At 62.8% G+C, this 24,914-nt stretch carries 23 protein-coding genes and 1 pseudogene; 23 read left to right on the top strand and 1 reads right to left on the bottom strand.

The window, feature by feature from the left end; genetic code table 11:
• Nucleotides 1–63: 63 nt before the first annotated feature.
• The 20 genes and pseudogenes from WJU18_RS25245 to WJU18_RS25150 all read left to right on the top strand — a co-directional run bounded on the left by WJU18_RS25245 (nucleotide 64) and on the right by WJU18_RS25150 (nucleotide 20,561).
• Nucleotides 64–861, top strand: coding sequence for a GntR family transcriptional regulator (locus tag WJU18_RS25245; protein WP_423456557.1), 798 nt, complete (start codon nucleotides 64–66; stop codon nucleotides 859–861).
• Nucleotides 862–985: 124 nt separating this feature from the next.
• Nucleotides 986–1,960: a Bug family tripartite tricarboxylate transporter substrate binding protein gene (locus WJU18_RS25240; RefSeq protein WP_423456555.1), complete on the top strand. Its 975-nt coding sequence runs from the start codon at nucleotides 986–988 to the stop codon at nucleotides 1,958–1,960.
• Between the two features lie 21 nt (nucleotides 1,961–1,981).
• Nucleotides 1,982–3,205, top strand: coding sequence for a CaiB/BaiF CoA transferase family protein (locus WJU18_RS25235; protein ID WP_423456554.1), 1,224 nt, complete (start codon nucleotides 1,982–1,984; stop codon nucleotides 3,203–3,205).
• Between the two features lie 15 nt (nucleotides 3,206–3,220).
• A complete protein-coding gene (locus tag WJU18_RS25230) occupies nucleotides 3,221–4,444 on the top strand; it encodes a CaiB/BaiF CoA transferase family protein (RefSeq protein ID WP_423456553.1) in 1,224 nt (407 codons plus the stop codon).
• Between the two features lie 12 nt (nucleotides 4,445–4,456).
• Complete coding sequence (locus WJU18_RS25225; protein WP_423456551.1) at nucleotides 4,457–5,623, top strand: acyl-CoA dehydrogenase family protein; 1,167 nt, start codon at nucleotides 4,457–4,459, stop codon at nucleotides 5,621–5,623.
• Between the two features lie 180 nt (nucleotides 5,624–5,803).
• Nucleotides 5,804–6,091: an enoyl-CoA hydratase/isomerase family protein gene (locus WJU18_RS25220; protein ID WP_423456549.1), complete on the top strand. Its 288-nt coding sequence runs from the start codon at nucleotides 5,804–5,806 to the stop codon at nucleotides 6,089–6,091.
• On the top strand, nucleotides 6,076–6,591 hold the full coding sequence (locus WJU18_RS25215) for an enoyl-CoA hydratase/isomerase family protein (RefSeq protein ID WP_423456547.1): 516 nt from the start codon (nucleotides 6,076–6,078) through the stop codon (nucleotides 6,589–6,591). Before WJU18_RS25220 ends, WJU18_RS25215 begins: the two co-directional genes overlap by 16 nt.
• Before the next feature lie 39 nt (nucleotides 6,592–6,630).
• Nucleotides 6,631–7,401, top strand: coding sequence for an SDR family NAD(P)-dependent oxidoreductase (locus tag WJU18_RS25210; RefSeq protein WP_423456546.1), 771 nt, complete (start codon nucleotides 6,631–6,633; stop codon nucleotides 7,399–7,401).
• A 151-nt stretch (nucleotides 7,402–7,552) separates the two neighbouring features.
• Nucleotides 7,553–7,819, top strand: a complete 267-nt coding sequence (locus WJU18_RS25205) for a Zn-ribbon domain-containing OB-fold protein (RefSeq protein WP_423456544.1) — start codon at nucleotides 7,553–7,555, stop codon at nucleotides 7,817–7,819.
• Nucleotides 7,816–8,970: a thiolase gene (locus tag WJU18_RS25200; RefSeq protein WP_423456542.1), complete on the top strand. Its 1,155-nt coding sequence runs from the start codon at nucleotides 7,816–7,818 to the stop codon at nucleotides 8,968–8,970. The genes WJU18_RS25205 and WJU18_RS25200 overlap by 4 nt, the downstream gene beginning before the upstream one ends.
• A gap of 18 nt (nucleotides 8,971–8,988) precedes the next feature.
• On the top strand, nucleotides 8,989–9,846 hold the full coding sequence (locus WJU18_RS25195; RefSeq protein WP_423456541.1) for a MaoC/PaaZ C-terminal domain-containing protein: 858 nt from the start codon (nucleotides 8,989–8,991) through the stop codon (nucleotides 9,844–9,846).
• Complete coding sequence (locus tag WJU18_RS25190) at nucleotides 9,843–11,036, top strand: acyl-CoA dehydrogenase family protein (RefSeq protein WP_423456539.1); 1,194 nt, start codon at nucleotides 9,843–9,845, stop codon at nucleotides 11,034–11,036. The genes WJU18_RS25195 and WJU18_RS25190 overlap by 4 nt, the downstream gene beginning before the upstream one ends.
• 6 nt (nucleotides 11,037–11,042) lie before the next feature.
• The gene (locus WJU18_RS25185) at nucleotides 11,043–12,191 is read left to right on the top strand and encodes an acyl-CoA dehydrogenase family protein (protein ID WP_423456537.1); all 1,149 of its coding nucleotides are present in this window, start codon (nucleotides 11,043–11,045) and stop codon (nucleotides 12,189–12,191) included.
• Nucleotides 12,192–12,226: 35 nt separating this feature from the next.
• Complete coding sequence (locus WJU18_RS25180) at nucleotides 12,227–14,566, top strand: acyl-CoA dehydrogenase (protein ID WP_423456535.1); 2,340 nt, start codon at nucleotides 12,227–12,229, stop codon at nucleotides 14,564–14,566.
• Between the two features lie 34 nt (nucleotides 14,567–14,600).
• Nucleotides 14,601–15,568: pseudogene (locus WJU18_RS25175) on the top strand (Bug family tripartite tricarboxylate transporter substrate binding protein).
• Complete coding sequence (locus tag WJU18_RS25170) at nucleotides 15,565–16,365, top strand: enoyl-CoA hydratase/isomerase family protein (protein ID WP_423456533.1); 801 nt, start codon at nucleotides 15,565–15,567, stop codon at nucleotides 16,363–16,365. The pseudogene WJU18_RS25175 and the gene WJU18_RS25170 overlap by 4 nt, the downstream one beginning before the upstream one ends.
• Nucleotides 16,366–16,386: 21 nt before the next feature.
• Complete coding sequence (locus WJU18_RS25165; protein WP_423456531.1) at nucleotides 16,387–17,370, top strand: NAD(P)H-dependent flavin oxidoreductase; 984 nt, start codon at nucleotides 16,387–16,389, stop codon at nucleotides 17,368–17,370.
• A gap of 11 nt (nucleotides 17,371–17,381) precedes the next feature.
• Nucleotides 17,382–18,368, top strand: a complete 987-nt coding sequence (locus tag WJU18_RS25160; RefSeq protein ID WP_423456529.1) for an NAD(P)H-dependent flavin oxidoreductase — start codon at nucleotides 17,382–17,384, stop codon at nucleotides 18,366–18,368.
• A 217-nt stretch (nucleotides 18,369–18,585) separates the two neighbouring features.
• Entirely contained in the window at nucleotides 18,586–19,521 is a 936-nt protein-coding gene (locus WJU18_RS25155) for a Bug family tripartite tricarboxylate transporter substrate binding protein (RefSeq protein ID WP_423456527.1), read from the top strand.
• A 59-nt stretch (nucleotides 19,522–19,580) separates the two neighbouring features.
• On the top strand, nucleotides 19,581–20,561 hold the full coding sequence (locus WJU18_RS25150) for a Bug family tripartite tricarboxylate transporter substrate binding protein (protein ID WP_423456525.1): 981 nt from the start codon (nucleotides 19,581–19,583) through the stop codon (nucleotides 20,559–20,561).
• 11 nt (nucleotides 20,562–20,572) lie between these two features.
• On the opposite strand, the gene WJU18_RS25145 is transcribed toward WJU18_RS25150, so the two are convergent.
• Nucleotides 20,573–21,154: a MarR family winged helix-turn-helix transcriptional regulator gene (locus WJU18_RS25145; protein WP_423456523.1), complete on the bottom strand. Its 582-nt coding sequence runs from the start codon at nucleotides 21,152–21,154 to the stop codon at nucleotides 20,573–20,575.
• Between the two features lie 181 nt (nucleotides 21,155–21,335).
• Between WJU18_RS25145 and WJU18_RS25140 the strand changes: the two genes are divergently transcribed.
• From WJU18_RS25140 to WJU18_RS25130, 3 genes are all read left to right on the top strand, one after another.
• A complete protein-coding gene (locus WJU18_RS25140) occupies nucleotides 21,336–22,595 on the top strand; it encodes an acetyl-CoA hydrolase/transferase family protein (RefSeq protein WP_423456521.1) in 1,260 nt (419 codons plus the stop codon).
• 133 nt (nucleotides 22,596–22,728) lie between these two features.
• Nucleotides 22,729–23,883 (top strand): acyl-CoA dehydrogenase family protein, encoded by a 1,155-nt coding sequence (locus WJU18_RS25135; RefSeq protein ID WP_423456519.1) that lies wholly within the window; start codon nucleotides 22,729–22,731, stop codon nucleotides 23,881–23,883.
• Nucleotides 23,884–23,914: 31 nt separating this feature from the next.
• Nucleotides 23,915–24,898: an NADP-dependent oxidoreductase gene (locus WJU18_RS25130; protein ID WP_423456517.1), complete on the top strand. Its 984-nt coding sequence runs from the start codon at nucleotides 23,915–23,917 to the stop codon at nucleotides 24,896–24,898.
• Nucleotides 24,899–24,914: the final 16 nt, after the last annotated feature.

Raw genomic sequence — 24,914 nt, 5'->3', positions numbered from 1 at the left:
ATAAAGATAAAGGCCGTGGACAATCGCAACCATCAGGATCATTCTTCGCAAGGACTTCGCCGCATGCCCCGAACAGCTGCTACTGCTTCTACCGCCGCCGCGCCGGCGCGCTCGCGTTCCACGCCGAAGTTCGTCGTCGGAGCCACTACGCTCTACGCCCAACTGGCCAGCGTGCTGCGCAGCCGGATCATTGACGGGGAGTGGGCGCCAGACTCCGATATTCCCAGCATCGAGGAGCTCTGCGCGCAGTACGGCTTGGGGCGCATCACCGTGCGCCAGGCATTGCAGATCCTGGCGGCAGAGGGCATGGTTTCCAGCCAGCGAGGCCGCCGTACCTTTGTGACGTACGTGCCTCAGCAGATCGAAGAGTCACCGCTCTTCGCTTCGCTGGCGGCAGTGGATGCGCAGGCGCCGGACTACACCATCCGCGTGATTTCCCGCCAGCGTGTGGCGGAGCTGCCGTCCACTCGTTGGGATGTGGGTCAGTCGGTGGGGCCGTATATGTACCTGCGCAAGGTGGATTGCACGGGCGAGAAGCCCTATGCGTGCTCGGGCGTCTACATCCCTGCCGATATCTACAAACGCTTTCCGAAAGAGGCCGAGAGTCTCTTCAAGCTCGTCAGGCTGGTCGTGAAGTACTCCGCCAGCAAAGTGACGCTGGCGCGCGAGCGTGTGCGCGTGGCGGCCGCGGACTTCGCCGAGGCGGAGGCCTTGGGCTGCAATATGGCTTCACCGGTGGCGCGTGTGGAGCGTGTGTTCTGCGATGAGGATGGCCGTGTGGTCTATCTGGGCAACTCGACCTATCTGGGCGATCTCTACAGCATGGAGCGCAAGCTCGACGAGTACCTCGAAGGTATGTGATCACGTTGGATAACGGGCGAGTCGGCGCCTGTTTGTCTATAAAAGCCTATTGACAGGATAAGAGGATATCAAGTACCGTTCAGTACCCCGCTACTGGGTGAAAACAGCAATCAGGAGATGCTTCATGCGCGGATGGTTGAAATGGATGGTCTTGGTGTGTGCGGGGCTGCTGCCCTTCTCATGGGCTCATGCGCAGGCTTATCCAAACAAGCCGATTCGGCTGGTGGTGTCTTATGCCCCAGGGGGAATTACCGACATCATTGGCCGTGTGGTGGCGCAAGGGTTGTCCAAACAGCTTGGTCAACCTGTGGTGGTCGACAACAAGCCTGGTGCTTCCGGGATGATCGGGCATGAGATGGTCGCGAGGTCGGCGCCTGATGGCTACACCCTGGTCCTTGCCACGGGTGGCGCGATGACGATCAACATCCAGATGGTGGAGAAACCGCGCTTCAACCCGCTCAAGGACTTCACCTCCATAGGTCTTGTGACGACCAATGATTCCGTGCTCGTGGTGTCTCCCGGCTTCCCTGCCGCGAACTTCAAGGAATTCGTGGAAGTGGTCAAGAAAGCGCCAGGCAAGTACTCCTTCGCTTCGGCGGGCATTGGCTTGCCCACGCACCTGGGCGGTGAACTGCTCAAGAAGGAAGCCGGTCTGGACATGGTGCATGTTCCTTACAAGGGCGACGCGCTGGCCGTCGTGGATGTGATGTCGGGCCAGATACCGATGATGGTGGCGGCCTATGGGTCCATCTCCAACTACATCAAGAGCGGTCAGGTCCGGCCCATTGCCGTCATGAGCCCCAAGCGCATTCCGCTTTCGCCTGACGTACCCACCGTGGCTGAAATGGGCTACCCCGGCTTCGTCGCCATGACCTGGGGCGGCATCGCCGGCCCGGCAGGCCTGCCGCCGGAAGTGGTCCAGCGTCTCAGCACCGCGTTGCACGCCACGATGAACGATCCCGAGGTGAAAGCCCGGTACGCGAGTATCGGCAGCAATCTGGCCAACAGCACGCCGGTCGAGATGGACGCGTTCGTGAAGAGCGAGACGGGCAAGTGGGGTGCCATCATCAAACAGCTCGGCCTCAAAAGCGCGGAATAGGGTGGGGAGCGGGCCGTGCACATGAATGCCGCTACTCGGCTGCCCCTGGAAGGTCTGCGTGTCGTGGAACTCGGGCGTCTCATCGCGGCCCCCTGGGCCGCCCAGATGCTGGCCGATTTTGGCGCCGAGGTCATCAAGGTGGAAGATCCGCGCGGTGGCGATCCGATGCGAAACACCGGGCCAGGTTTCCTGCGCGATGGCGCCGGACAGCCGACGCAGGACGGTGGCAAATTCTCGGCGCTCAACCGCAACAAGCGTTCGATCACCGCGAACATCGCCGATCCGCAGGGCCGGGACATCGTGTACAGCCTGCTGTCACAGGCTGACGTGGTCATAGAGAACTTCAAGGTGGACGATCTGGCGCGCCGCGGCCTTGACTACGAGCGCGTGCGGCTCCAGAACGCCGGCGTGGTCTATCTTTCCATCACCGGCTTCGGTCAGACAGGTCCTGCGCGTGGCGTCGGGGCGATCGATCCGATGATCCAGGCTTTCAGCGGATTCATGAGCGTGAATGGCGAAGAAGGCGGGCCACCACTCAAGAGCAACGTCAATATCATGGATTTCACCACCGGCATGTTTGGCGCCTTTGCCGTCTTGCTGGCGCTCTACGAACGCCGGGAAACCGGTAGAGGCCGCTACATAGACTTGTCCATGCTGGATTGCGGTGTCTCGATGATGTCCTACACCATGCTGGCTTCCCTGGCGTCAGGCCGGCAACTGCCGCGCTTAGGCTCCAGCAATTTCGACTGGGTGCCCAGCGGGGTGTTTGCCTGCGCCGACGGGTTGATCTATCTGGCGATAGGGTCGGACAAGGATTTTGCGTCTTTCTGCTCGGTGATCGGGCTTCCGGCACTGGCGAAGGACGCCCGGTATGCGCAACGCGCCGCCCGCAACGCCGAGGTGGAAATGCTGCGCGGCTTGACCGAGCAGTCGCTGGCTGGCGGCTCGGTGGAGCGGTGGGTGCGGGATTTCCATGCCGCCGGTCTTATCGCCGCTCCCATCCATGATTTTGCCGACATTGCGCAGGATGCGCAGGTCCAGGCGCGTGGCCTGGTGAAGATGCGTCCGCACGCGGCGGGCGCCGAGATTCCGCTGGTGCGCAACCCCATCCGTCTGTCCGGCCTGGAGGAGCTGCCGCTGAACGCACCGCCCTTGCTGGGACAACACACGCAAGAGGTGCTGCGCGAGCGGCTGGGAATCACGGCTTCGCAGATTGAAGCCCTTGCGCGGTCCGGCGCTATTTGAACTTACTGAAAGCCCATGCAGAAAGCCTTATCTCATCTCCGAATCCTTGATCTCACGCGCGTGCTGGCAGGACCTTGGTCGACCCAGAATCTGGCTGATATGGGGGCCGAGGTGATCAAGATCGAACGCCCGGGGCTGGGTGACGACACGCGTGCATGGGGCCCTCCCTTCTTGCGCGACGCCGAAGGCCGGGAAACTTTCGATTCGTCCTATTTCCTGAGCGCCAATCGCGGCAAGAAGTCGATCACGCTGGATATCAGCACGTCCGAGGGCCAGCAGATCGTGCGCGAGCTCGCCCGGCACTGTGATGTTCTGGTCGAGAACTACAAGGTGGGCAATCTGGCCCGCTATGGCCTCGCTTACGAAGACATCGCGAAGATCAACCCGCGTCTTGTCTATTGTTCCATCACGGGGTTCGGCCAGACGGGTCCCTACGCGCCGCTGCCGGGGTATGACTTCGTTTTCCAGGGAATGGGCGGGCTCATGAGCCTGACAGGGCGGGCTGACGACGAGCCCGGTGCCGGCCCATTGAAGGTCGGCATCGCCATTGGGGACATTCTTGCGGGCATGTACGCCACGAGTGCGATTCTTGCCGCGTTGGAACATCGGCACACCAGCGGCAAAGGCCAGTACATCGACATCTCGTTGCTCGACAGCGTGGTGGCGCTGAACTCCTACCAGGCGCTGAACTACCTGATCGCGGGCAAGATGCCCCGGCGGTTGGGGAACTCCCATCCGAACATCGTTCCCTATCAGGTCTTCCGCTGCAAGGAAGGCGATGTCATCGTGGCGGTGGGAAACAACTCGCAATACCGAAGCTTCTGCGAGGCCTTGGAGCGTCCGGATCTGGCCGTGGATCCGCGCTTCGAGCTGGGCGAGCAGCGCATCCTCAACCGCGAGCAGCTCATCCCGCAGATCAGTGCGATCATGCTCACGCGCACCATGATGGAATGGGTGGAACGGCTTGAGAAATTCAATGTGCCATGCGGGCCGATCTATACGATGGATCAGGTGTTCGAGGATCCGCAGATCCGGCATCGTGAAATGAGAGTGGATGTGCCGCATGCCGCCGGTGTGCTGGCTCCGGGGCTGGCAAACCCGATGCGCTTTTCAGACACACCCATTACCTACGAGCGTGCGGCTCCCACACTGGGGCAGCATACCGATGAGGTGCTGGCAGAGATGCTGAAGCATTCTCCCGAGGAAATCGCGGCGTTGCGCGAACGCAAGATCGTTTGAGAGGGGGCGAAGATGGATTTCAAACCCTCCGCTGATCACGAAGCCATCCGCGAAGCCGTGCGTGCGGTCATGCGGGATTTTCCCGACGACTATTGGTCGCGGAAAGATCAAGCGCATGAATTTCCCTGGGAGTTCTACCAAACCATGGCGCGCAGCGGATGGCTTGGCACGGCGATCCCGCAGGAGTATGGCGGCGCAGGGCTGGGGGTTACCGAAGCCGGCATCGTGCTGGGCGAGGTGGCGGCCAGCGGCGCTGCCATGAATGGCGCCAGCGCCATCCACATCAGCATGTTCGGCATCAATCCGGTGATCAAGCACGGCAATGAGGCCATGCGCCGCGATGACGTGCCTCGTGTGGTATCCGGGGAGCTCCACGTATGCTTTGGCGTCACGGAACCAGACCTTGGCACTGACATTGCGAGGGTGCGTACACGGGCCGAGCGCCGGGGTGACCGCTATGTGGTCAACGGACGCAAGACCTGGCTCACGAAAGCCGCCGAATCCGAAAAGGTGCTGCTGCTCGCGCGCACGACGCCCATTGAGCAATGCAGAAGGCCCATCGACGGGCTGAGCCTCTTCTTCACGGCTTTACAGAGGGACCGGGTCACGATCAAGCCCATTCTCAAGATGGGGCGGCACGCGGTGCAGTCCAACGAAGTCGCGATCGACGACATGGAAGTTCCGCTGGAGGACCGGTTGGGAGAAGAGGGCCGGGGGTTTCATTATTTGCTCGACGGCATCAATCCTGAGCGCATTCTCGTGGCCATGGAGGCGGTGGGCGTGGGCCGCGCGGCCTTGCGAAGAGCCGTGCAGTACGCGCAAGACCGTATCGTCTACGAGCGGCCCATAGGCAAGAACCAAGGTGTTCAGTTTCCGCTCGCCGATGCGCTGTGCCGGTTGGAGGCGGCTGAACTCGTGACCTTGCGTGCGGCATGGCTCTACGATCAAGGCCTGCCGTGCGGGCAGGAAGCGAGCATGGCCAAGTACCTCGCGGGCGAGGCAGCCTATCTCGCTGCCGACCGCGCCTTGCAGACCCATGGAGGTTTCGGGTATGCGGCTGAAATGCAGGTCGAGCGCTATTTCCGCGAGGCGCGGTTGTTGCGCATCACTCCGATCTCCGAAAACATGATCCTCTCGTATCTCGCTGAGCACGCGCTCGGATTGCCCAAGTCCTATTGAGCATGTGAGCTGCCGGCTGCGCCCGCGTCGGGCAGTCTGGCGGCTGATGCGAATGCGCAGTCAATGGCCTTGGCACGTCCTTGATATCGGCGTGTTTTTCATTGACGATGATTGAGTAAGTGTATTATCCTATTAATAAGACAACATCGCTGAAAAGGCGCCTGGCCGGAAGGAGAGCTCTTGGAGAATTCACCCGTACTGCTGCAGCAACAAGAAGACATCGCGGTGCTGACGCTTTGCGCACCGGAGCGCCGCAACGCCATCTCCACTGCCATGCGTGTGGCGTTGCGTGAGAAGCTGCGTCAGCTTGCCGAGGACGATACGGTTCGCGGGATTGTACTTACCGGCGCTGGCGGCCATTTTTGCTCCGGCGGAGACATCAGCGAGATGGCGCCCCCGGAGAGCCCACCGATCCGGTGGTCGGGCGGCGCAGGCTTGAGATCATCCATGACGTGGTCCGCCTGCTGATTGGCGGCCCCAAGCCGGTAGTGGCCGCTGTGGAGGGATCGGCGTTTGGCGCGGGGATGTCCTTCGCCCTGGCTTGCGATTGGGTGATTGCTTCGGAAGAGGCGCGTTTCGCGGCGGCTTTCGGCAAGATCGGTCTCATCGCTGACAGCGGCCTTCTCTGGGGGCTGCCTCAGCGCGTGGGCTTGCCGCGGACACGTGATCTGCTGCTGACGGCGCGTACCGTGGAAGCGCCGGAAGCGCTGGCCATGGGCCTGGTGGATGCCGTGGTGCCTGCAGGGCAAGCCGTGGCTGCCGCGGTGCGCAAGGCAGGGAGCTACCGGAGCGTGGCGCCACGAGCCTTGGCGGCCACCAAGGCCACGCTCATGCGCCGGCCGTCCTCGCTTGAGGATCTGCTGCTTGTCGAGGCGGATGTACAGCTGCCCTTGGCCTTGAGCCGTGATCACGAAGAAGCGCGGCGCGCGTTCATTGAAAAGCGCAGGCCAGCATTCATCGGCCGCTGATTCCTGTTTTCGTTTCCCATCAAAACCATGGATGTCCTCATGAAAAACATCGTCTCCTTGCAAGACAAGACCATTCTCGTCACTGGCGCTGCCCAGGGGATCGGCCGTGCGGTGGCTGAGCTCGCGCTCGAGCTGGGCGCGAATGTGGGTGTCGTCGATCTCAATCGCGATGCCATTCAGAGCTTCGCGGCAGAGCATGGCAACCGTGTCATGGCCTTTGCCGGCAGCGTGAGTGATCCCGAGTTCGCTACCCAATCGGTACAGGCGGCGATTGAGCGTTTCGGCAAGGTGGATGGACTGGTCAACAATGCCGGCATCGTGCGGCCGGCCATGATCGAGAAGATGACGCTGGAGCAGTGGAGGCAGGTGATCGATACACACCTCACAGGTTCTTTCCTGTGGCTTCAAGCCGTGGGGCGTCATCTGCTGGAGCGTGCAAAGGCCGGTGAGGACGCGCCGGGCGCGATCGTCAACGTGTCTTCTGATGCGGGCCGGAAGGGATCGATCGGACAGATCAACTACGCCAGCGCCAAGGCCGGCCTGCTGGGCATGACGATGAGCGCCGCGCGTGAATGGGCCAAATATGGCATCCGTACCAACACGGTGTGTTTCGGAGTGGTGGAGACGCCCATGACGGAGGTGGTGCGCGGTGAGAAATTCCGTGCCGGCGCGTTGGCCCAGATTCCCATGGGCCGCTGGGCGCAGCCTGAGGAAGTGGTGAAGACCATCTGCTTCCTGTTGTCCGATGCATCCTCCTACATCATCGGCCAACACATTGGCGTCAATGGTGGCTACCACCTGGCGAGCTGAGCATGCTTATGGATGACACACTGCACCCCGACCAGGACTTCATGAGGTTCCTGGCCGAAGGACGGTTCATGCTGCAACGTTCGCGTTCGAGCGGGCGTTGTCATTTCCCGCCACGCGTGGCTGAGCCAGGCACCGGCGTGGCCGACCTCGAATGGGTGGAGGCCAGCGGCGCTGGCACGCTGTACTCCCTGACTATCGTGGCGCGGAAGCCCCTGCATTGGGGTATAGCGTCTGTCTGGTGGATCTCGAGGAAGGGCCGCGCGTGCTGGCGCGCCTGCAAGATGTTCCTCCCCGCGAAGTGCCTATCGGAACAGCGGTGCGTGCCCGCATCGTGCGTGAGAACGATCGACCTCTGCTGGTGTTCGAGCTTGCCGAGACCGAGGCGCATGCCAAGGTTCCAAACGAAGGAATCCAATGAGCCATCAAGAGCGTTTTCCGCGCGGGAAGTCCGCGATCGTGGGCACGGCCACTGATGGCATAGGCGAAGCCAAGGGCTTCAGTTCAATGGACCTCGCCGCACGTGCTGGCCTGAAGGCGCTGGGCGATGCGGGATTGCGGTTGTCCGAGGTGGACTACCTGTCCGTATGCCTGCCCGACGACATGCTGTCAGGGCTTTCGCTGGCGGAGTATCTGGGTATTCACCCGAGGTTTACCAACAACAACCGTACCGGTGGATCGTCGTTTCTGACGCATGCCATGCACGCGGCGCTGGCCATCGAGGCCGGCCTGTGCGAGACCGCGCTGATTACCTATGGCGCCAATCCACGGACAAGCGGGAGCTTTGTCGCACCACCTGGTTCTTCCATCTACGAGACGCCTTACGGCGTGACCCTGGCCGCATCGTACGGCCTAGCGGCGCAGCGCCACATGTACCAGTACGGGACTACACGCCGCCAACTCGCGGAGGTTGCGGTGGCCGCCCGCCAGTGGGCCATGAAGAACCCTGAAGCCTGGATGCGCGAACCGCTGAGCATCGAAGAATGCCTGGCTGCGCGTCCTGTTGCCACGCCGTTCACTGTGCGCGATTGCTGCCTGGTTTGCGACGGGGGCGCCGCCGTGGTGATGGTCAGCGCCGCGCGCGCCAAAGACCTCGTGCCCAGACCTGCCTACCTGCTCGGCGGCGCGGAGGCCACTACCCATCGATACATCGCCCAGATGGCTGACCTGACGGTGACCGCGGCCGCTGAATCGGGGCCGCGCGCCTTTGCGCATGCGGGTGTGAAGCCCGCTGACATCGATGTGCTGCAGCTCTACGATGCTTTCACCATCAACACCATCCTGTTTCTTGAAGACTTGGGTTTCTGCCCAAAGGGCGAAGGCGGTGCATTCGTCGAAGGCGGGCGCATTGCCCCCGGGGGAACTCTGCCGGTGAACACCAACGGCGGCGGTCTTTCCTGTGTTCATCCGGGCATGTACGGCCTTTTCACGATGGTCGAGGCCGCACGCCAGATCGGCGGCCAATGCGGTGAACGCCAGATTTCCGGCGCGCAATTGGCGCTGGCCCATGGCAATGGCGGCGTGCTGAGCAGCCAGGCCACATTGATCCTGGGTTCGGCTGAAACCCTTTGAATAGCGAGAGAGAGTTGCATGGCTATCGACTATTACCGGGCGCTGGCGCTGGATATCCCCTCCGTCGAGCACCATTACACAGAGCGCGACACCATGCTCTATGCCTTGGGCCTTGGCCTTGGCGACGATCCTCTGGATACGGGTGCATTGCGTTACGTCTATGAAAAAGAGCTGAAGGCTTTTCCCACCATGCCGGTGGCCCTTGCCTTCGTCTCCCTGCGCGCGATTCCGCTGGGCATCGATTACACGAAAATGGTCCATGGCGAGCAGAGCCTGACGCTCCATGCGCCATGGCCGGTGGCCGGCACCATTGTCGGCAAGACACGTGTCACTGAAATCGTTGACCGCGGCCCCGGCAAGGGCGCGCTGATCTATCTTGAGCGGGAGATGCGCGAGAAGGCCAGCGGGACTTTGCTGGCCACCGCTGGCATGTCGGCATTCTGCCGGGCTGACGGGGGCTTCGGCGGCCCTGTTTCCGAAGGGCCCAAGCCGCACTCGACACCCGAACGTCTGGCTGATCTCAGCGTGGATGTCACGACCTTGCCCCAGCAAGCCCTGATCTACCGGCTTTCCGGGGATTTGAATCCCTTGCACGCTGATCCCGAGGTGGCGCGCAAGGCGGGTTTCGAGCGGCCGATCCTGCATGGACTGGCCACGTACGGGGTGGTAGCGCGGGCCCTTGTCGCGGGCGTGCTTGGCCATGATGGAGATCGGTTGCGGAGTTTGACGGGCCGCTTTTCTGCGCCAGTGTTTCCGGGTGAAACCCTGCGGGTGGAGTTGTGGCGCGAGGGTGAGGAGCGCGTGAGTGTGCGTGCCACCGCGTTGCAGCGGGGCACGGTGGTATTGACCAATGGGCAGGCCGCGCTCCGGATATGAGTCACACCACCGCATCGCTGGAGGTCTTTCGCGAGGAGATCCGTGCATTTCTGGCTGCCGAGTTGCCCGCTCGGTTGCGTGAGAAAACCCGCCAGTTCCTGCCGCTCGAGCGGCAGGACTATGTCAGCCTGCATCGCCTTCTCGATACACGGGGTTGGGCCGCGCCCGGATGGCCTCGGGAATACGGTGGTCCAGGCTGGAGTGCGGAGCAGCGGTTGGTGTTCGAGGAGGAGTTGGGCGCGGCTGGTGCGCCTCGGCTCTACCCCCACGTCAACATGATCGGGCCCGTGCTGCAGAAGTTCGGTACGCCAGACCAGAAAGCGCGTTTCCTGCCGCCGATGCCGCGCCTGGACGAAATATGGTGCCAGGGGTATTCCGAGCCCGGCGCCGGCTCGGATCTTGCCTCGCTGTCCACACGCTGCGAGCGCCGGGATGAGCACTATGTCGTGACCGGTCAAAAGATCTGGACCTCCTACGCCCATTGGGCCGACTGGATGTTCTGCCTCGTGCGTACGCGCGCTGGAGGAAAGCCGCAGGAAGGTATTTCCTTTCTGCTGATCGACATGCGTTCTCCGGGGGTGCGCGTGCGCCGCATTCCGACGATCAACGGCGCGAGTGACCTCAACGAAGTGTTCCTCGATGAGGTGCGCGTTCCGTTCGACGGTCTGGTGCACAAGGAGAACGAGGGTTGGACGGTGGCGAAGTATCTGTTGGGATTCGAGCGGACAGGCGGTTCCTCGATCGCCACCTGCCGCCTGCTGCTCGAACGGTTGCTGAGCATCGCCGCTTCTGGGCGGTTGGGGGGAACGCGGCTCATGGAGAACGACGTACTGCGCGCACGCATCGTAAGGGCTGCTGTGCGGCTCCGGGTACAGGAGCAGGCATTGGCTTGTGTGTTGGCTGGTGACGTCGCGCCGGAGTTGCGCGGCATCGAGATCTCGGCCCTGAAGTTGCACGGCTCCGAACTGGTGCAGGAACTTTCCACGCTACTCATGCACTGCGCCGGGCCGGCGGGCATGCTGTGCCTGCCTGACGCGGGCGAACCTGGCGCTGGAGAAGCTGGCCTTGAACTCGAGTCGCCGGAGCTGCGGGCTCTGGGGGCCAACTATCTCGATTGGCGGAAGACGACCATCTACGGAGGGACCACAGAAGTGCAGAAGAACCTTATCGCGCGTGCACTCCTGGGCTGAATGGATATGACAAGCCAGATTCATGCCGATGGGCAGACCGCGGACTCGGGCGCGCTCGAACTGCTTCGGGATAGCGTCCGGCGGTACCTGGGCGATACGCCGAGACTGCCCGCAAACCTGTGGGCGCAAAGGGCTGATCGTCATTGGCCGGCCATATGCGAGTTGGGGCTTCCCGGCATGCTCATCCCTGAGTCTTTTGGCGGAAGTGGCGGTGGCCTGGACGAATTGGCCGTGGTGCAGGAAGCCTGGGGGCACGGTCTGGTGCGGCTTCCACTGGTATCCACCGCGGTGGTGGGGGCGTGGCTGCTGGCGCAGCTCGGCACGCCGTCGCAGCGGCAGCGCTGGCTGCCCGCGGTGGCCAGCGGCAAGTGCCGTGTGGCGCTCGCAGAACTCGAATCCGGCGCAGGCTGCGATCCAGAGGCCGTGGCATTGCGCGCTCAACATGTGCCCGGAGGCTTCCGGCTCAATGGCAGAAAGCGGCATGTGGTCGATGGCGATGTGGCCGAGCTGTTCCTGGTGAGCGCGCGATTGGAGGGCGCTACCGAGGGGCTGAGTCTTTTCTGTGTGGAAGCTGGTGCAGCAGGCCTGCGGCAAACTGCCCTGCCCACGTTGGATGGCGCAGCGGTCGCCATGCTCGAATTCGAGTCTGTCGCCTTGCAAGCGGATGGATTGCTGGGCGAGCCCGGCGCATCGGCTTCATGGCTGGATGCCGCGCGGGACCGTGGTCTTGTGGCCTTGTGCTGGGAGGCCGTGGGGGCCATGCAGGCGTTGCTGATGCAGACGATCGCTTATCTACAGCAGCGCCAGCAGTTTGGCCAATCGCTCGCCAGTTTTCAGGCACTGAGGCATCAAGTGGCCGACATGGCGCTGGACATCACTGCCGCGCGCGCGGCGGCGCGCATGGCGCAGCAAGCGCTTGCCACGGCCACCGGCCGGATACCCGGGGCTCAGCGGGACGTTGGGGCGGCGAAGGTCTTTGTCGGCGAAGCGGGCCGGCGTGTGGCTGAACGGGCCGTGCAATTGCACGGCGGCATGGGCATGACGGACGAGCTGGCGGTGGGCCATCATTTCAAGCGTTTGCATGCCATTGATCTGACCTGGGGCGATGCGGCCTTTCACTTGCAACGGTATGCCGGGACCATGCTTTCCAAGTGACCGGGTCCGATGAAGCCAAAGCGGAGGAGACAGCCATGAATATTTCAGACGACGCGATTGCCGATAGCGCGCGCGACCTCTACCGGCACCTTGAGGCGCGTATCCCAGGCGCTGCCGCCGTTCCGGACGGCGCAGCCAGAACCGGCCGCGTGCATTTCGGCAAGCTGGCGCCGTTGGCGGATACACGTGCTTTGTGGCAGGCCATCGCGGCTGCGGGCTGGCTCGGCATACTGGTGGCGGAGCAGCGCGGCGGATTGGGCCTGGCGGAGCGTGATTTGCTCACCGTTGCACAGGAAGCGGGCCGCCATCCACGGCAGCCCGCGTTGATCGTGGCCGCTGCTCAGGTGTCGAGCTGCCTCGACGCCTGTGACAGCGAGGCTGGTGCTCGCATGCGGCGCCGCTTCCTGGAAGGAGAGCTCCTGGCCGGCCTGGCGTGGCAGGAGCGGCTTGGGGCGCTGGACGAAGAGGCGCCGCAATTGCGCTGGAGCGAGGAGCCCGGCGGCTACGGCCGCCTGTCAGGCTGCAAGATCGCCGTCTCTCCACTGGCCGCCGCCGACGCTTGGCTGGTGCTCGCGGCAGGCGCACAAGGGCCTGTGCTGGTGCAAGTGAATCGCGGCACTCCAGGGTTGCACCTGCGGCCCGATGAGTGCGCGGATGGCTCCGACATCGGAACGCTGGAGTTCGAGGACGTGCGGGTGGAGCCCGGTCATTGCCTGCTCATCGGTACGCCTGCTCTGGCCGCCGTGCAGCACGCCTGTGACCGTGCCCGATTGGTGCAGTCCGCGATGCTCGTGGGAGGGAGCAGCGAACTGTTGCAACGCACCCTGGAGCACTTGCGCACGCGCGTGCAATTCGGCAGGCCGCTGGGCAGCTTTCAGGCGCTTCAGCACCGCTGCGCCGACATGTACCTGGACATTTCGGTGTCGAGGGCCTGTCTCGAGGAAATATTGACCGAGCTGGCTGATGAGCCTGATCGGCTGGCCCGGCTTGCGAGCCGCGCAAAGGCGCGTTGCGCGGCGATGGGCATCCGCCTGGCACGCACGGCGATTCAATTGCATGGTGCCATCGGTGCGACCGATGAGTTGTCGGTCAGCGGCTTTTTCCGGCGCGCGTTGCATCTGTCTGCCTGGCTTGGCAACGCCACCGCGCACCAACAGCGCTGGTATCGGCTGCGGCCCACACGTGCCGAGCGGGAATTCCGGCCTCGAGCGCCTTATCCCCCTGAGGCGCCGCTCGAGGAGCTTGACGAAGCCCAGTTCCGAACCGCGGTGCGCGACTTTCTCGAAGCCAATTTTCCACCTGAGCTGCGCTTTCTGCCGCGCAACGCAAAGTGGTCGGAATGGCAGCCTTTCTTTCACACGCTGGGGCGCCGTGGGTGGGCCGCACCCGCGTGGCCCAAGGAGCACGGAGGCTTGGCCTTGCCGCAGGAACGCCTGCTCGCGATGTTCGAAGAGCAGGAACGATTTGGCGTACCGCGGGCACCGACGGAATCCTCCGTGGGCATGCTGGGCCAGTTGCTGATCCGCTTCGGGACCGAAGCTCAGAAGCAGCGGTTCCTGCCCGGCATTCTCACAGGACGAACGATATGGTGCCAAGGCTATTCGGAGCCCAATGCCGGATCTGATCTGGCCAGCCTTCGTACGCGTGCCCGCCAGGAGGGGGACCACTTTGTCATCAATGGTCAGAAGATATGGACCTCGATGGCAGCGGAGGCCACGCACATGTTCGCACTGGTGCGCACCCGCGACGAGGGGCCGAAACAGGCGGGTATCAGCTTCGTGCTGATCGATATGGAAACGCCGGGCATCACCGTGCGCCCTATCCGTGACATGGCGGGCCATGACAAGTTTTGCGAGGTGTTCTTCGACGAGGTGCGCGTGCCGAGTGACAACCTGGTGGGAGAACTGCATGGCGGATGGGCGCTGGCCAAGGCATTGCTCGGCTTTGAGCGCGTGACCGTGGGCACACCGAACAACGCGCGGGTTGCGCTCTATCAGCTCGAGAGTCTGGGCCAGGCGCGCGGCCTTTTCAAGGACTCGGCGTTCACGCAGCGTTTCGCCGCACTCGAGCTCGACACCCTGGATGTCGGTGCCCTGTACAGCCACTTCGCGGCGTATATCCGCCGGGGTGACGAATTGCCTGCGTCTGTGGGCATGTGCAAGATCTGGGCGACCGAAACCTGCGAGCGCATCACGGCGGCCACCGTCGAAGCCGCTGCGGAGGACGGGCAATCCATGGGCACGCTGGATCTGGGTGGCGAACGCATAGGGACTGCGGGCGCGCACATGACCGCTTTGTACGGCTTCATCTACGCGGGCACGAACGACGTGCAACGAAACATTCTTGCCCGGCAGGTGCTGCATCTGCCGGATTGAACAACTGTCAGCGTCAACGCAAGGAGACTTACCGATGGATGGATTCAATAGAAGGCAGTGGATCGCTGCGGGTATCGGGGCGTGCGCCGCCGTCGGCAATGCACGCGCCGCGGACGATTTTCCGGCCAAGCCGATCCGCATCATCGTGCCGAATGCGGCGGGAGGTACCGGAGACATTGTGGCGCGCCTGGTGGGCCGTTACATGGGTGAAGTACTGAAGACACCGGTGGTGATCGACAATCGCCCAGGTGGCAATGGTGTGATCGCGGTGAGCGCCGTCACGCGCGCCCCCGCCGACGGCTATACGCTGCTGAGCGCACCCATTGGCGGACTGAGCAGGGCTTTCATCAAGGATCCGCCTTTTGATGTCCTTAAGGACCTGGCGGCAGTGTCCTCCATGTGCCGGGGGGCTACATGCTGTTTGTGAATGCCAGCTTCCCCGCGCGCACGATCCAGGAGTTCCTGGCCTATGTGAAAGCAAATCCGGGGAAAACCAATGTGGGGGTGGTGTCGCCGCTGTCCACACTGGGTTTCGAGGTGCTGAAGAAAGCTGGAGGAGTGGATGCGCAAACCGTGCCGTACAAGGGGAGCGCTCCGGCCGTGACTGCGCTGTTGAGTGGAGAGATACACGGCACCTACGACGGGCCTGGAACCTACGTGCAGTTGGTGCAGAGCGGCAAGGTGCGCGCGCTTATGTACACCTCGGAGCCCCGGTTGGACACTTTTCCAGACGCGCTGACGCCGGGCGAAGCAGGTCTGCCCGGCTATCGCGTGGGTTACACCACTGCGCTTTGGGCGCCCGCGGGCACGCCCCAGCCGATTTTGGCGCGCCTGAGCCATGCCGTGGCGCAGGTGATCTCCATGGAGCCGGTGCAGAAGGTGCTGCGAGAGAATTCGTTGCAACCTATTGCCATGGAGCCACGGCAGTTGGCCAAAGTCGGCCGCGAGGAAGTGGAGTTTTTCATGCAGGCGGCCCGTGCGGCCAAGGTGATGCCCGAATGAATGCCAATACAGAGAACGATGAACTGCTCTTCGAGGTGCGGGATAGCGTCGCCACGATCGCATTGAACCGGCCGGCACGCCGCAACGCATTGAGCTATGCCTTGCGGTCGCGCATCCTGGAATACATGGGGAAAATTCGTGAGCAACCAGCCATCAAGGCTGTCGTGCTCACGGGCAACGGCGGGCATTTTTGTTCTGGCGGCGATATTCAGGGCATGCAAGCCGCACTCACGGCGCCGCAGGGCCGGATACGGCTGCTTGGCGCGCACCACTTCATCACCGAAATGCTCAACTGTGAGCGGCCCGTGATCGCAGCGGTTGACGGCGTAGCCTACGGGGCGGGCATGGGCTTGGCGCTCACCGCTGACTTCATCGTCGCCAGCCCGCGGGCGCGCTTCTGCTCGGCATTTCTGCGGATGGGCCTGGTACCCGACCTGGGGCTCATGCACACGCTTCCACGCCTGGTAGGCCTGCAACGTGCCAAGGAAATTGTGTTTACCGGCCGCGAGATCGATGCGCGGGAAGCCTTGGCCTTAGGCCTCGTGCTTGAGATTGCTGAAGATGGCGATGTCCTCGCGCACGCCCAGGCGCTGGGTGCGCGTTTCGCGCAGGCGTCAGGGCCAGCGCTGGGCATGGCCAAGCATGGCTTGAATACATCGTTCGAATCCGGTCTCTCGGCCGCGCTTGCCACCGAGGCTTATGCGCAAGGAATTGCGATGTCCTCGCCTGAGCATCAGGACGCCGTGCGCCGCTTTCTCAACAAGGAGCTGCCGCTCTATCAATGGCAAAAGAAATGAACACCAGAGGACGAAAAATCCATGGCACTTGACCCGCGCCTGCGCAGCCGTCTGGTCCTGCCGGCCTTTTGCGCGCCCATGTTTCTCGTCAGCACACCCCGGTTGCTGGTGGAGGCTTGCAAGGCTGGCATCGCGGCCGGCACAAACCCGCGCAACTGCCGTTCGCTGGACCAGTTCGAAGCCGAGATGCTGGCTGTCCGGGCAGAACTGGATGCCTGGCAGCAGGCGCATCCGGCCGCGCGCGTCGGTCCGCTGGCGACCAACATCGATCTCAAGGCCGATCCAGCCACCATGCGGCGCTGCCTGGCGATATGCGCTGCGGCTCGCGTGGACATCGTGGTCACGGTGGCCGGCGACCCGAGTGAGGCGATCCGGCAGGTACACGATGCCGGTGGAGTCGTTTGGCACGATGCTACTTCCTTGCGTTTCGCGGAAAAAGCCATTCGTGCCGGCGCGGACGGCATCATTGCCATCGGGGCAGGGGGCGGAGGCCATTCGGGTACCGTCAGTCACCTGGCCTTGATTCCGCAGATCCGTGCCATATTCGATGGCACCATCGTCATGGCGGGTGCGGTATCCAACGGTGCCGCTATTCGCGCTGCCGAGGTATTGGGTGCGGATCTTGCGTACCTCGGCACCCGTTTCATCGCCACGCAGGAGTCCGGTGCTCCCGAAGCCTACAAGCAGATGCTGGTGAGCCAGGGCGCTGCCGATCTGCTTTACACGCCCGCTGTGAATGGAGTGCCCGCCAATTGGCTCAAGGCTTCCCTGGAGGCCGTGGGGCTTGATCTTGCCGCACTGCCGTTGCCGCGCGGCGGTCACGGCACAGAGCACCTGCCGGCGGGGATACGGCCTTGGGCGAACGTGTGGAGCGCGGGGCAAGGCATTTCGCTGATCCACGACATACCCAGTGTGTCCGATCTGGTACGCCGCTTGCGGCGCGAATATGTGGATGCATGCCGTGCGCCTGACATGGCGCAGGTCGCAGGGGATGACAATTTCTGAGGTGTGAAACCATGGCCTTGCCCAGCTTCATTCAGGACCATATCGCGCTGCCGGTGCTTTGCGCACCCATGTTCATCGTTTCCGGCCCGCGGCTCGTGGTCGCACAATGCCAAGCCGGATTGATCGGCAGCATGCCCGCATTGAGCGTGCGCCCGGCGGAAGCGTTCGAGCCCGCGCTGATCGAGATCCGCTCTGCGCTGGACACCTTTCGTGCCATGCACCCCGAGGCGCGGGTCGCCCCCTTTGGCATCAACCTGATTTCGCACGCTTCGAACCAGCGCCTCGAACATGACCTGGCCGCCTGCGAGCGGCAGCGTGTGCCGCTGGTGATCACCTCGCTGGGGGCATCGCGTGCCATCGTCGACCGTGTACATGCCTACGGCGGTATCGTGCTTCACGACGTGACGAATCTGCGCCATGCCCGAAAGGCGATCGCCGAAGGTGTGGACGGACTGATTGCCGTGGCCGCCGGCGCAGGAGGCCATGCCGGTGCGCTGCATCCGTTCGCGCTGCTTTCGGAAATCCGCGAAATATTCGACGGCATACTCGTGCTGTCCGGGGCCATCTCCGACGGACGAGGCGTGGCCGCTGCGCTGGCATTTGGTGCCGATCTCGCCTACATGGGTACGCGCTTCATTGCCACGCAGGAAGCCGATGCCGCGCCAGCCTATCAACAGATGATCCTTGAAGGCACGGCACAGGATATTTGCCGCACCCATTACTTCACGGGTGTGCCTGGAAGCTACTTGCGCCCGAGCATCGTGGCTGCCGGCTTGGACCCTGACGATCTGCCCGAGCGTCAGCTAGGCTCCCTGCAAGTGACCGACGCAGGCTCCAAGGCCCGTGCCTGGAAGGATATCTGGAGCGCGGGACAAGGTATCGGGACAATCCATGACCTGCCCCCGGTGGAGATGCTCGCGCGCCGCATGCGGCAGGAGTTTGAAGAAGCGCGCCATCGTCTGGCAGCGATACCGGTGGCTACGCTGCTGACAGCTTGATCCGCGCTTTCGAGCTGGTTGAGAGGCCACCACTCGACCCCCTGCGCGTTTGATTGGCAAAGTCGAGCCAACGCCAATTCATGGAATTAAGGGTAAACCCTGTCGGTTGATTTAAAAGGTTTGCTAGCATACGAGTAGCTAGCATACAAATTTTCCCTTGCAACCGAGGACTTCCATGCGTTCACTGCGTATTCTGCGCTCTTTTCCCCGACTTGTGATGAGTTTTGCATTCGCTGCCGCAGCGCCCGCCATGGCTCAGTCCTATCCCAGCAAGCCGATCCGGCTGATCGTCCCCTATGCGGTGGGGCAGGGCACGGATATCGCTGCCCGCTACATTGGCGATGAGTTGGCCAAGGAGATCAAACAGCCGATCGTGGTCGACAACCGGCCGGGCGCGGGCGGCAATGTGGGCACCCAGGCGGCGGCGCGGTCCGCGCCCGATGGCTACACCATCATGCTGGGCACCAATGCCACGCACGCGGCGAACTCGTTCCTCTACACCAGCCCCGGCTTCGACCCGCAGGCTGATTTCGAGCCCATCGCCATGGTGGGCATTCTGCCCCTGGTGTTCGTGACGAAGCCTTCCAACACCATCGATTCCATGCAGGATCTGGTCCGGGCGGCGCGGGCCAAACCCGCAGGACTGAACATCGGGGTGTCCACCACGACTTGCCGCATGGCGTACGAGCTCTTCAAGGCACGGGCGGACGCGCCCATGTTCCCGATCGACTTCAAGGGCAGCGCACAGGCCTTGACCGGGGTGCTGGGCGATCAGGTCGAGTTCATGGTCGACACGATCACCTCTCTGCGCAACGCGGTCACCAGCCGCCAGGTCAAGGCGCTGGGGGTGACTTCTGCCCAGTCCAGCAAGCTGCTGCCGGGGGTCAAGTCCCTGGCGGAACAGGGTATCTCCGGGTACGAACTCGTGGGTTGGAATGTCTTCTATGCGCCGAAGGGGACGCCGCAGGAAGCCCTGAATGTGCTGTCTGCCGCGCTCAACAAAGCCTTGGCCAAGCCGGAAGTGCATGACAAGCTGCTGCAGTTGGGGATCGAGCCGCAGCGCAAATCCATGGAGGAACTCAAGGTGTTTGGCGCTACGGAAAAAGAGAAATGGGGCAAGTTGATCCAGGCTGCGGGCTTGAAGCCTAGCTGAGCCTCGTGATCCGCGTACGGAGACCATTGAAAAGTTCGAATCAATTCAAGGAGACAACGATGAACATCACCAGAAGGAAACTCGTTGCCAGTTCGCTGGCCTTGGGCGCATGGCCCGGCAGTGTTCTGGCTCAGGATCATTGGCCCAGCCGCCCGCTGCGCATTATTTCGGGCGGCTCAGCGGGAGGAGGCAGCGACATGTTCGTGCGAGCCGTGGAAACGCGGCTGCGGGAACGCTTGGGGCAATCGCTTTATATCGACAACAAACCAGGGGCAGGGGGCATGCTCGCGGCTGGCCTGACGTCGTCGGCGCCGCCGGATGGCTACACCTATTACGTGAGCAACGTGGCTACCAACGCGATCGGACTGGCCCTGTATGCCAAGCCGACGTTCGATCCTGCCAAGGATCTGCCGGGCGTGGCGCGTATCTCCACCATGACCAATGCGGTGGTGGTGCGCGCGGATTCGGGCATCAAGTCCATTGGTGAGTTGATTGCCTACATGAAGGCCAATCCGGAGAAGGTGTTTTTCGGGTCAGCGGGGGTCGGGACTTCGTCGCATCTGGGCGGGCACCTGTTTGTCCAGCGTGTCGGTGTCGACGGCAAGCACGTGCCATACAAGGGAACCGCGGCGAACGTCACGGCCTTGCTCGGCGGGGAGGTGCTTTTTTCAATGGACAACTTGCCTCTCTATGTGCAGCACGTCAAGGCGGGGAAGCTGCGGCTGTTGGCGATGACTCAAAACAAGCGCTCGCAAAGTTTCCCGGACGTGCCCACGATTCAGGAGGCCGCGGGGATTGGCGAGTTCGATATCTTCTCGTGGTATGGCCTCTCGGCATCCACCGGCACGCCCAAGGCCATCCTGGATAAGTTCGGAAGCGAGATCGTGTCCGCTCTCAAGGACCCGGGTGTCGCCGCGGCGATACGCGAACTCGGGGCCGAACCCGCGCCTTTGGGGCCGGCTGAATACCAGGCTTTTGTCCAGAATGAAATCCGCAAATGGGCGCCTATCGTCAAGTCGTCTGGCGCCTCGGTTTCATGAAGAGGCGAGGGTCATTCGTCCTCGCCTTCACCCTGTTCAAGCACACCCATCTCGTCACGGATGACGAGAAGATTGTGCTTGACCTGGGCCAGCATGTCCGCGAGCAACTTGCGTGAGGGTAGATCGAGCCCCTGCAGCATGCGTTCGCTCAGCTCATGGCTTTTGACGCGCATCTCGGCAATGAGGTGCGTGCCCATGGATGAGAGGTAGACGCGTTTGGCGCGCCGGTCGATCTCGTCTGCGCGGCGTTCCACCAGGCCGGAGGATTCGAGGCGGTCTATGAGGCCGCCCAGCGCCGCCTTGCCCAGCTCGAGGATATTGGCCAGATCGCTCTGGATCATGCCGTCGTGACGGGAGAGGTGCGCCAGAACCCACCATTGCGAACGTGTCACGCCGAGCGGTTTCACGAAATCATCAAATACCGTGCGCCGCAAGCGGGAGACGTCGTGCATCAGAAAACCCAGGCGCTGATCCCAGTTGTCGGAGTCCGCGATGCGCGGCGTATTTGTGCCACGGGCTTTGGCTGCCTTGGCGGACGTGCGTGTGCCGGTCTTTGCCGACGCCATGCTGGTCTTCTTTTCCGTTGCTTTCATTTTCAGCCCCTGCTGTTCAATTGCGATGCGCTTGATATTACTATGTGCCAGCATACATTATCGAGTATGAGGCTGGTTGATATTTTCAGGTCGTGAGCAGGTTCGCAGGGGACCTGGCGCGGGAAAAACTGTTGACCATAGCCTGAACGTATGTATAGATACAGATTGTCATAGTTGAAGCATGCCTAAGATCATCAGTGAAGCAGAACTGGCCGCATTGGCCGAACCTGGCCGGCTCGTATTCGTACCCGGATCGGCCGGCATGCCGCAGGCGTTCATGGACGCCTTGTACCGGCAGCCGGAACGAACCGAAGGCTTGCAGATGCTGACCAGCTGCATTCCCGGGATCAATCGCCTGGACGTGGACGCCATGGCGCCCTCGGCCCGTGTAACGGGCTTGTTCATGCAGAGGAATCTTGCTGAGGCACAGCGTGAGCGGCGCTATCGGGCCCTTCCGATGAGCTATGCCGGCTTTGTACGCCATCTGCGGGAGAATGTGGAGGTCGATCTTGTGGTCATTCAGGTGTCACCGCCCGATGCATCCGGCCGCTGCTCGCTGGGACTTGCGGCTGAATTCACACCCATCGCCCTCGGGAAAAGCCGGCGGGTGCTCGGGCTCATCAATCATGCCGTACCACGGCTGCGAGGTGCGCCCAGCGTGGCATTGGATGATCTGGATTACGTTTGCGAGGCGGACACCCGGTTGCCCGTCTACCAACCGGAGACCGATTCGGCATCCGAGGCCATCAGCACCCATATTGCTCCCCTCATCGAAGACGGCTGTGCACTGCAGGTGGGGTTGGGCAAGGTGCCGACTGCGTTGATGAAGCTGCTGAGCGGCCGGCGGAAACTGCGCCTGCATTCGGGCATGCTCTCCGATGGGCTGAAGGATCTGGCGGAGGCCGGTGCGCTGGATCTGGATTTTCTTCATACCGCTTGCGTGCTGGTGGGCAGCGATGCGCTCTACCGTTGGGTGCCGGATTTTGCGCCACTGCGTGTGGCCGGTTGCGAGAACACGCATCTGCCAGGCGCCTTCACCGGCCTGGATCGCTTCATAGCCGTCAATGCCGCCCTGGAGGTCGACTTGTTCGGCCAATGCAACCTGGAGCATGCGGACGGCCGGGCCATCAGCGGTCCTGGCGGAGCACCGGATTTCGCACGGGCGGCGCGGCAGTCTGAACACGGCAAGAGCATCGTGGTGCTGGGCGCCACCCATACCAGTGGCGCCGGAGCCGTTTCCCGGATCGTCCCGTCCCTGGACTTTCAGGGCATGGCCACCCTTAGCCGCGTCGATGTGGATGCCGTGGTGACCGAATATGGCATCGCCCGGCTGGAAGGCGCCAGCGTGCATGAGCGGGCCGAAGCGCTGATTGGCGTGGCCGCCCCATCCTTCAGGCCTGAGTTGGAGAGGGCCTGGAAAGACATCGCGGCACGGCTCTGAGAGCCTGAATACGTTCTTGGCACGGAAGTGGTTGATGCTGGCCTCATATATATGGTACGCTAGCATAAATAAAACGTAGCGGCCTATTTTGTGTGAGGCCGCAGGCTTTCAATCACCATTGCCAAGGAGACCTATGTCGCTCGCCCGACCGTTGTTCACCCCTGACCACGACATGTTCCGCGATTCGGTGCGGCGCTTCGTCGAAACGGAACTCAAGCCGCATCACGCCCAATGGGAAGAAGATGGCCTCGTGCCCAGGGAGGTCTGGCGCAAGGCGGGTGCGGCGGGCATGCTGTGCTGCAATGTGGCGGAGGAATACGGCGGGTCTGGCTCCGACTTTCTCTACAACTGCGTTGTGATCGAGGAGATGGCCCGCGCCGGCGTGACGGGCCCGGGGTTCAATATTCACTCGGACATGGTGGCCACCTATATCGAGCGCTTCGGCAGCGAAGAGCTCAAGAAGAAGTGGCTGCCTGGCATGGTGTCGGGCGAGATCATTGGGTCATTGGGCATCACCGAGCCTGGCGCCGGCAGCGATGTACGTGGCATCCGCACGACGGCGCGCCGCGAGGGAGACGAATACGTCATCAGCGGACAGAAGACCTACATCTCCAACGGCCAGACGAGCGATGTGATCATGCTCGTGACCAAGTCCGATCCTGAGCGTCCGCGGGAGGCCATCAGCCTTTTCCTGGTCGAGACGAACCGGCCCGGGTTCAAGCGGGGGCGCAACCTGAAGAAGCTGGGACTTCACGCGCAGGACACCTCCGAGTTGTTCTTTGATGAAGTCAGGGTGCCGGCTTCGAACCTGATTGGAGAAGAACATGTGGGCTTCAAGTACCTGACCGCCAATCTCGCGCATGAGCGCCTGGTTCAGGCGGTGCGCAGCTGCGTGGTCGCGGAAGTGACGATCGAGCAGACGGTGGAATACACCCGCGAGCGCAAAGCCTTCGGCCAGACGATCGCGGATTTTCAGAATACCCAGTTCAAGCTGGCCGAGCTGCACGCGGCCACGGTGGTGTCCCGGGCCTTTGTCGACCGCTGCATCGAGCAGCAGTTGCGGGGCGAGCTGGATCCCGTGACGGCTGCCATCGCCAAGATGCAGCTGTCCGACCTGCACTGCCGCGTGGTCGACGAGTGCCTGCAACTGCATGGTGGTTGGGGGTACATGTGGGAGTTCCCGGTCTGCCGCGCCTACGCAGACGCCCGGATCGTCAAGATCGCAGGCGGCGCGATGGAGGTCATGAAGCAGATCATTTCGCGCGATCTTTTCAAACGCGGAAGGTGATATGGCAGGGGTGTGTCATCCAAATCGCCAGGTGATTCTCAAGTCGAGGCCGGTGGGTATCCCGGAGGCGCGCCACTTCGAGATCGTGACGAACCCTGTTCCAGAGCTGGCCGAAGGCGAGCTGCTGGTCCGGAACGAGTTTTTGTCGGTGGAGCCCGCGATGCGCGGCTGGGTCAACGCGGCTGCGAACTACTCGGATGCGGTGGGCATCGGCGAAGTGATGCGGGCCTTCTCCGCGGGTGAGGTGGTGGCGTCCCGGCATGCGGGTTATGCCGTGGGTGACAAGGTCATGGGCATGTTGGGCTGGCAGGACTACTGCGTGACCACCGGCGGCCCGATCAGAAGAAAGGTGCGCGAGGCGGACCTGCCCTTGACGCTGTCGCTCGGCATTCTCGGCATCAATGGCGTGACCGCCTACTTTGCGCTGAATGAGATCGGGCAGCCGCGGCCCGGCGATACCGTCGTGGTGTCGACCGCGGCGGGGGCCGTCGGTTCGGCGGTCGGGCAATTGGCCAAACTGGCTGGGTGCAGGACCGTAGGCATCGCGGGCGGCGCGGACAAAGTCCGGCTCTGCCTGGAAGAGTTCGGCTTCGACGCCGCCATCGACTACAAGGACCCAAGCTTCCAGGAGCGCCTGACCGAGGCTTGCCCGGACGGGGTCGACGTCTATCACGACAACACGGGCGGCGCCATCAGCGATGCCGTGTTGCGCCACATCGCCAAGGGGGCGCGGATCGTGATCTGCGGAACAGCCTCGGTCGCCAGTTGGGATCCGTGGCCGTCAGGCCCGCGCCCGGAGCGCCATCTGCTCAACAAGGCGGCTCGCATGCAAGGGTTTCTGGTCTGGGACTACGAACACCGCTATGAGGAGGCAGTCAGCCGGCTGGCGGGTTGGGTACGCGGCGGGCAACTTCGGTACCGGGAGGAGATCGTCGATGGCATCGAGCACGCACCGGGATCGATCGCCGAGCTGTATGCCGGGACGAACACCGGCAAGCGCCTTATCCGGCTTTGACCGGTTTTGACAGGTC

Source organism: Ottowia sp. VDI28 (assembly GCF_049532675.1).
Lineage (GTDB): Bacteria > Pseudomonadota > Gammaproteobacteria > Burkholderiales > Burkholderiaceae_C > Ottowia.
The sequence above is the reverse complement of the archived record's forward strand: the minus strand, read 5'-3'. Positions and strand labels throughout refer to the sequence as shown.

Excerpts from the sequence above, each read along its gene's own strand:
- WJU18_RS25165 (WP_423456531.1), top strand. The coding sequence starts at position 16,387 with ATGGCACTTGACCCGCGCCTGCGCAGCCGTCTGGTCCTGCCGGCCTTT.
- WJU18_RS25170 (WP_423456533.1), top strand. The coding sequence starts at position 15,565 with ATGAATGCCAATACAGAGAACGATGAACTGCTCTTCGAGGTGCGGGAT.
- WJU18_RS25230 (WP_423456553.1), top strand. The coding sequence starts at position 3,221 with ATGCAGAAAGCCTTATCTCATCTCCGAATCCTTGATCTCACGCGCGTG.
- WJU18_RS25140 (WP_423456521.1), top strand. The coding sequence starts at position 21,336 with ATGCCTAAGATCATCAGTGAAGCAGAACTGGCCGCATTGGCCGAACCT.
- WJU18_RS25195 (WP_423456541.1), top strand. The coding sequence starts at position 8,989 with ATGGCTATCGACTATTACCGGGCGCTGGCGCTGGATATCCCCTCCGTC.
- WJU18_RS25205 (WP_423456544.1), top strand. The coding sequence starts at position 7,553 with ATGGGTGGAGGCCAGCGGCGCTGGCACGCTGTACTCCCTGACTATCGT.
- WJU18_RS25245 (WP_423456557.1), top strand. The coding sequence starts at position 64 with ATGCCCCGAACAGCTGCTACTGCTTCTACCGCCGCCGCGCCGGCGCGC.
- WJU18_RS25240 (WP_423456555.1), top strand. The coding sequence starts at position 986 with ATGCGCGGATGGTTGAAATGGATGGTCTTGGTGTGTGCGGGGCTGCTG.
- WJU18_RS25145 (WP_423456523.1), bottom strand. The coding sequence starts at position 21,154 with ATGAAAGCAACGGAAAAGAAGACCAGCATGGCGTCGGCAAAGACCGGC.
- WJU18_RS25180 (WP_423456535.1), top strand. The coding sequence starts at position 12,227 with ATGAATATTTCAGACGACGCGATTGCCGATAGCGCGCGCGACCTCTAC.
- WJU18_RS25155 (WP_423456527.1), top strand. The coding sequence starts at position 18,586 with ATGAGTTTTGCATTCGCTGCCGCAGCGCCCGCCATGGCTCAGTCCTAT.
- WJU18_RS25190 (WP_423456539.1), top strand. The coding sequence starts at position 9,843 with ATGAGTCACACCACCGCATCGCTGGAGGTCTTTCGCGAGGAGATCCGT.
- WJU18_RS25135 (WP_423456519.1), top strand. The coding sequence starts at position 22,729 with ATGTCGCTCGCCCGACCGTTGTTCACCCCTGACCACGACATGTTCCGC.
- WJU18_RS25150 (WP_423456525.1), top strand. The coding sequence starts at position 19,581 with ATGAACATCACCAGAAGGAAACTCGTTGCCAGTTCGCTGGCCTTGGGC.
- WJU18_RS25200 (WP_423456542.1), top strand. The coding sequence starts at position 7,816 with ATGAGCCATCAAGAGCGTTTTCCGCGCGGGAAGTCCGCGATCGTGGGC.
- WJU18_RS25160 (WP_423456529.1), top strand. The coding sequence starts at position 17,382 with ATGGCCTTGCCCAGCTTCATTCAGGACCATATCGCGCTGCCGGTGCTT.
- WJU18_RS25185 (WP_423456537.1), top strand. The coding sequence starts at position 11,043 with ATGACAAGCCAGATTCATGCCGATGGGCAGACCGCGGACTCGGGCGCG.
- WJU18_RS25210 (WP_423456546.1), top strand. The coding sequence starts at position 6,631 with ATGAAAAACATCGTCTCCTTGCAAGACAAGACCATTCTCGTCACTGGC.
- WJU18_RS25235 (WP_423456554.1), top strand. The coding sequence starts at position 1,982 with ATGAATGCCGCTACTCGGCTGCCCCTGGAAGGTCTGCGTGTCGTGGAA.
- WJU18_RS25225 (WP_423456551.1), top strand. The coding sequence starts at position 4,457 with ATGGATTTCAAACCCTCCGCTGATCACGAAGCCATCCGCGAAGCCGTG.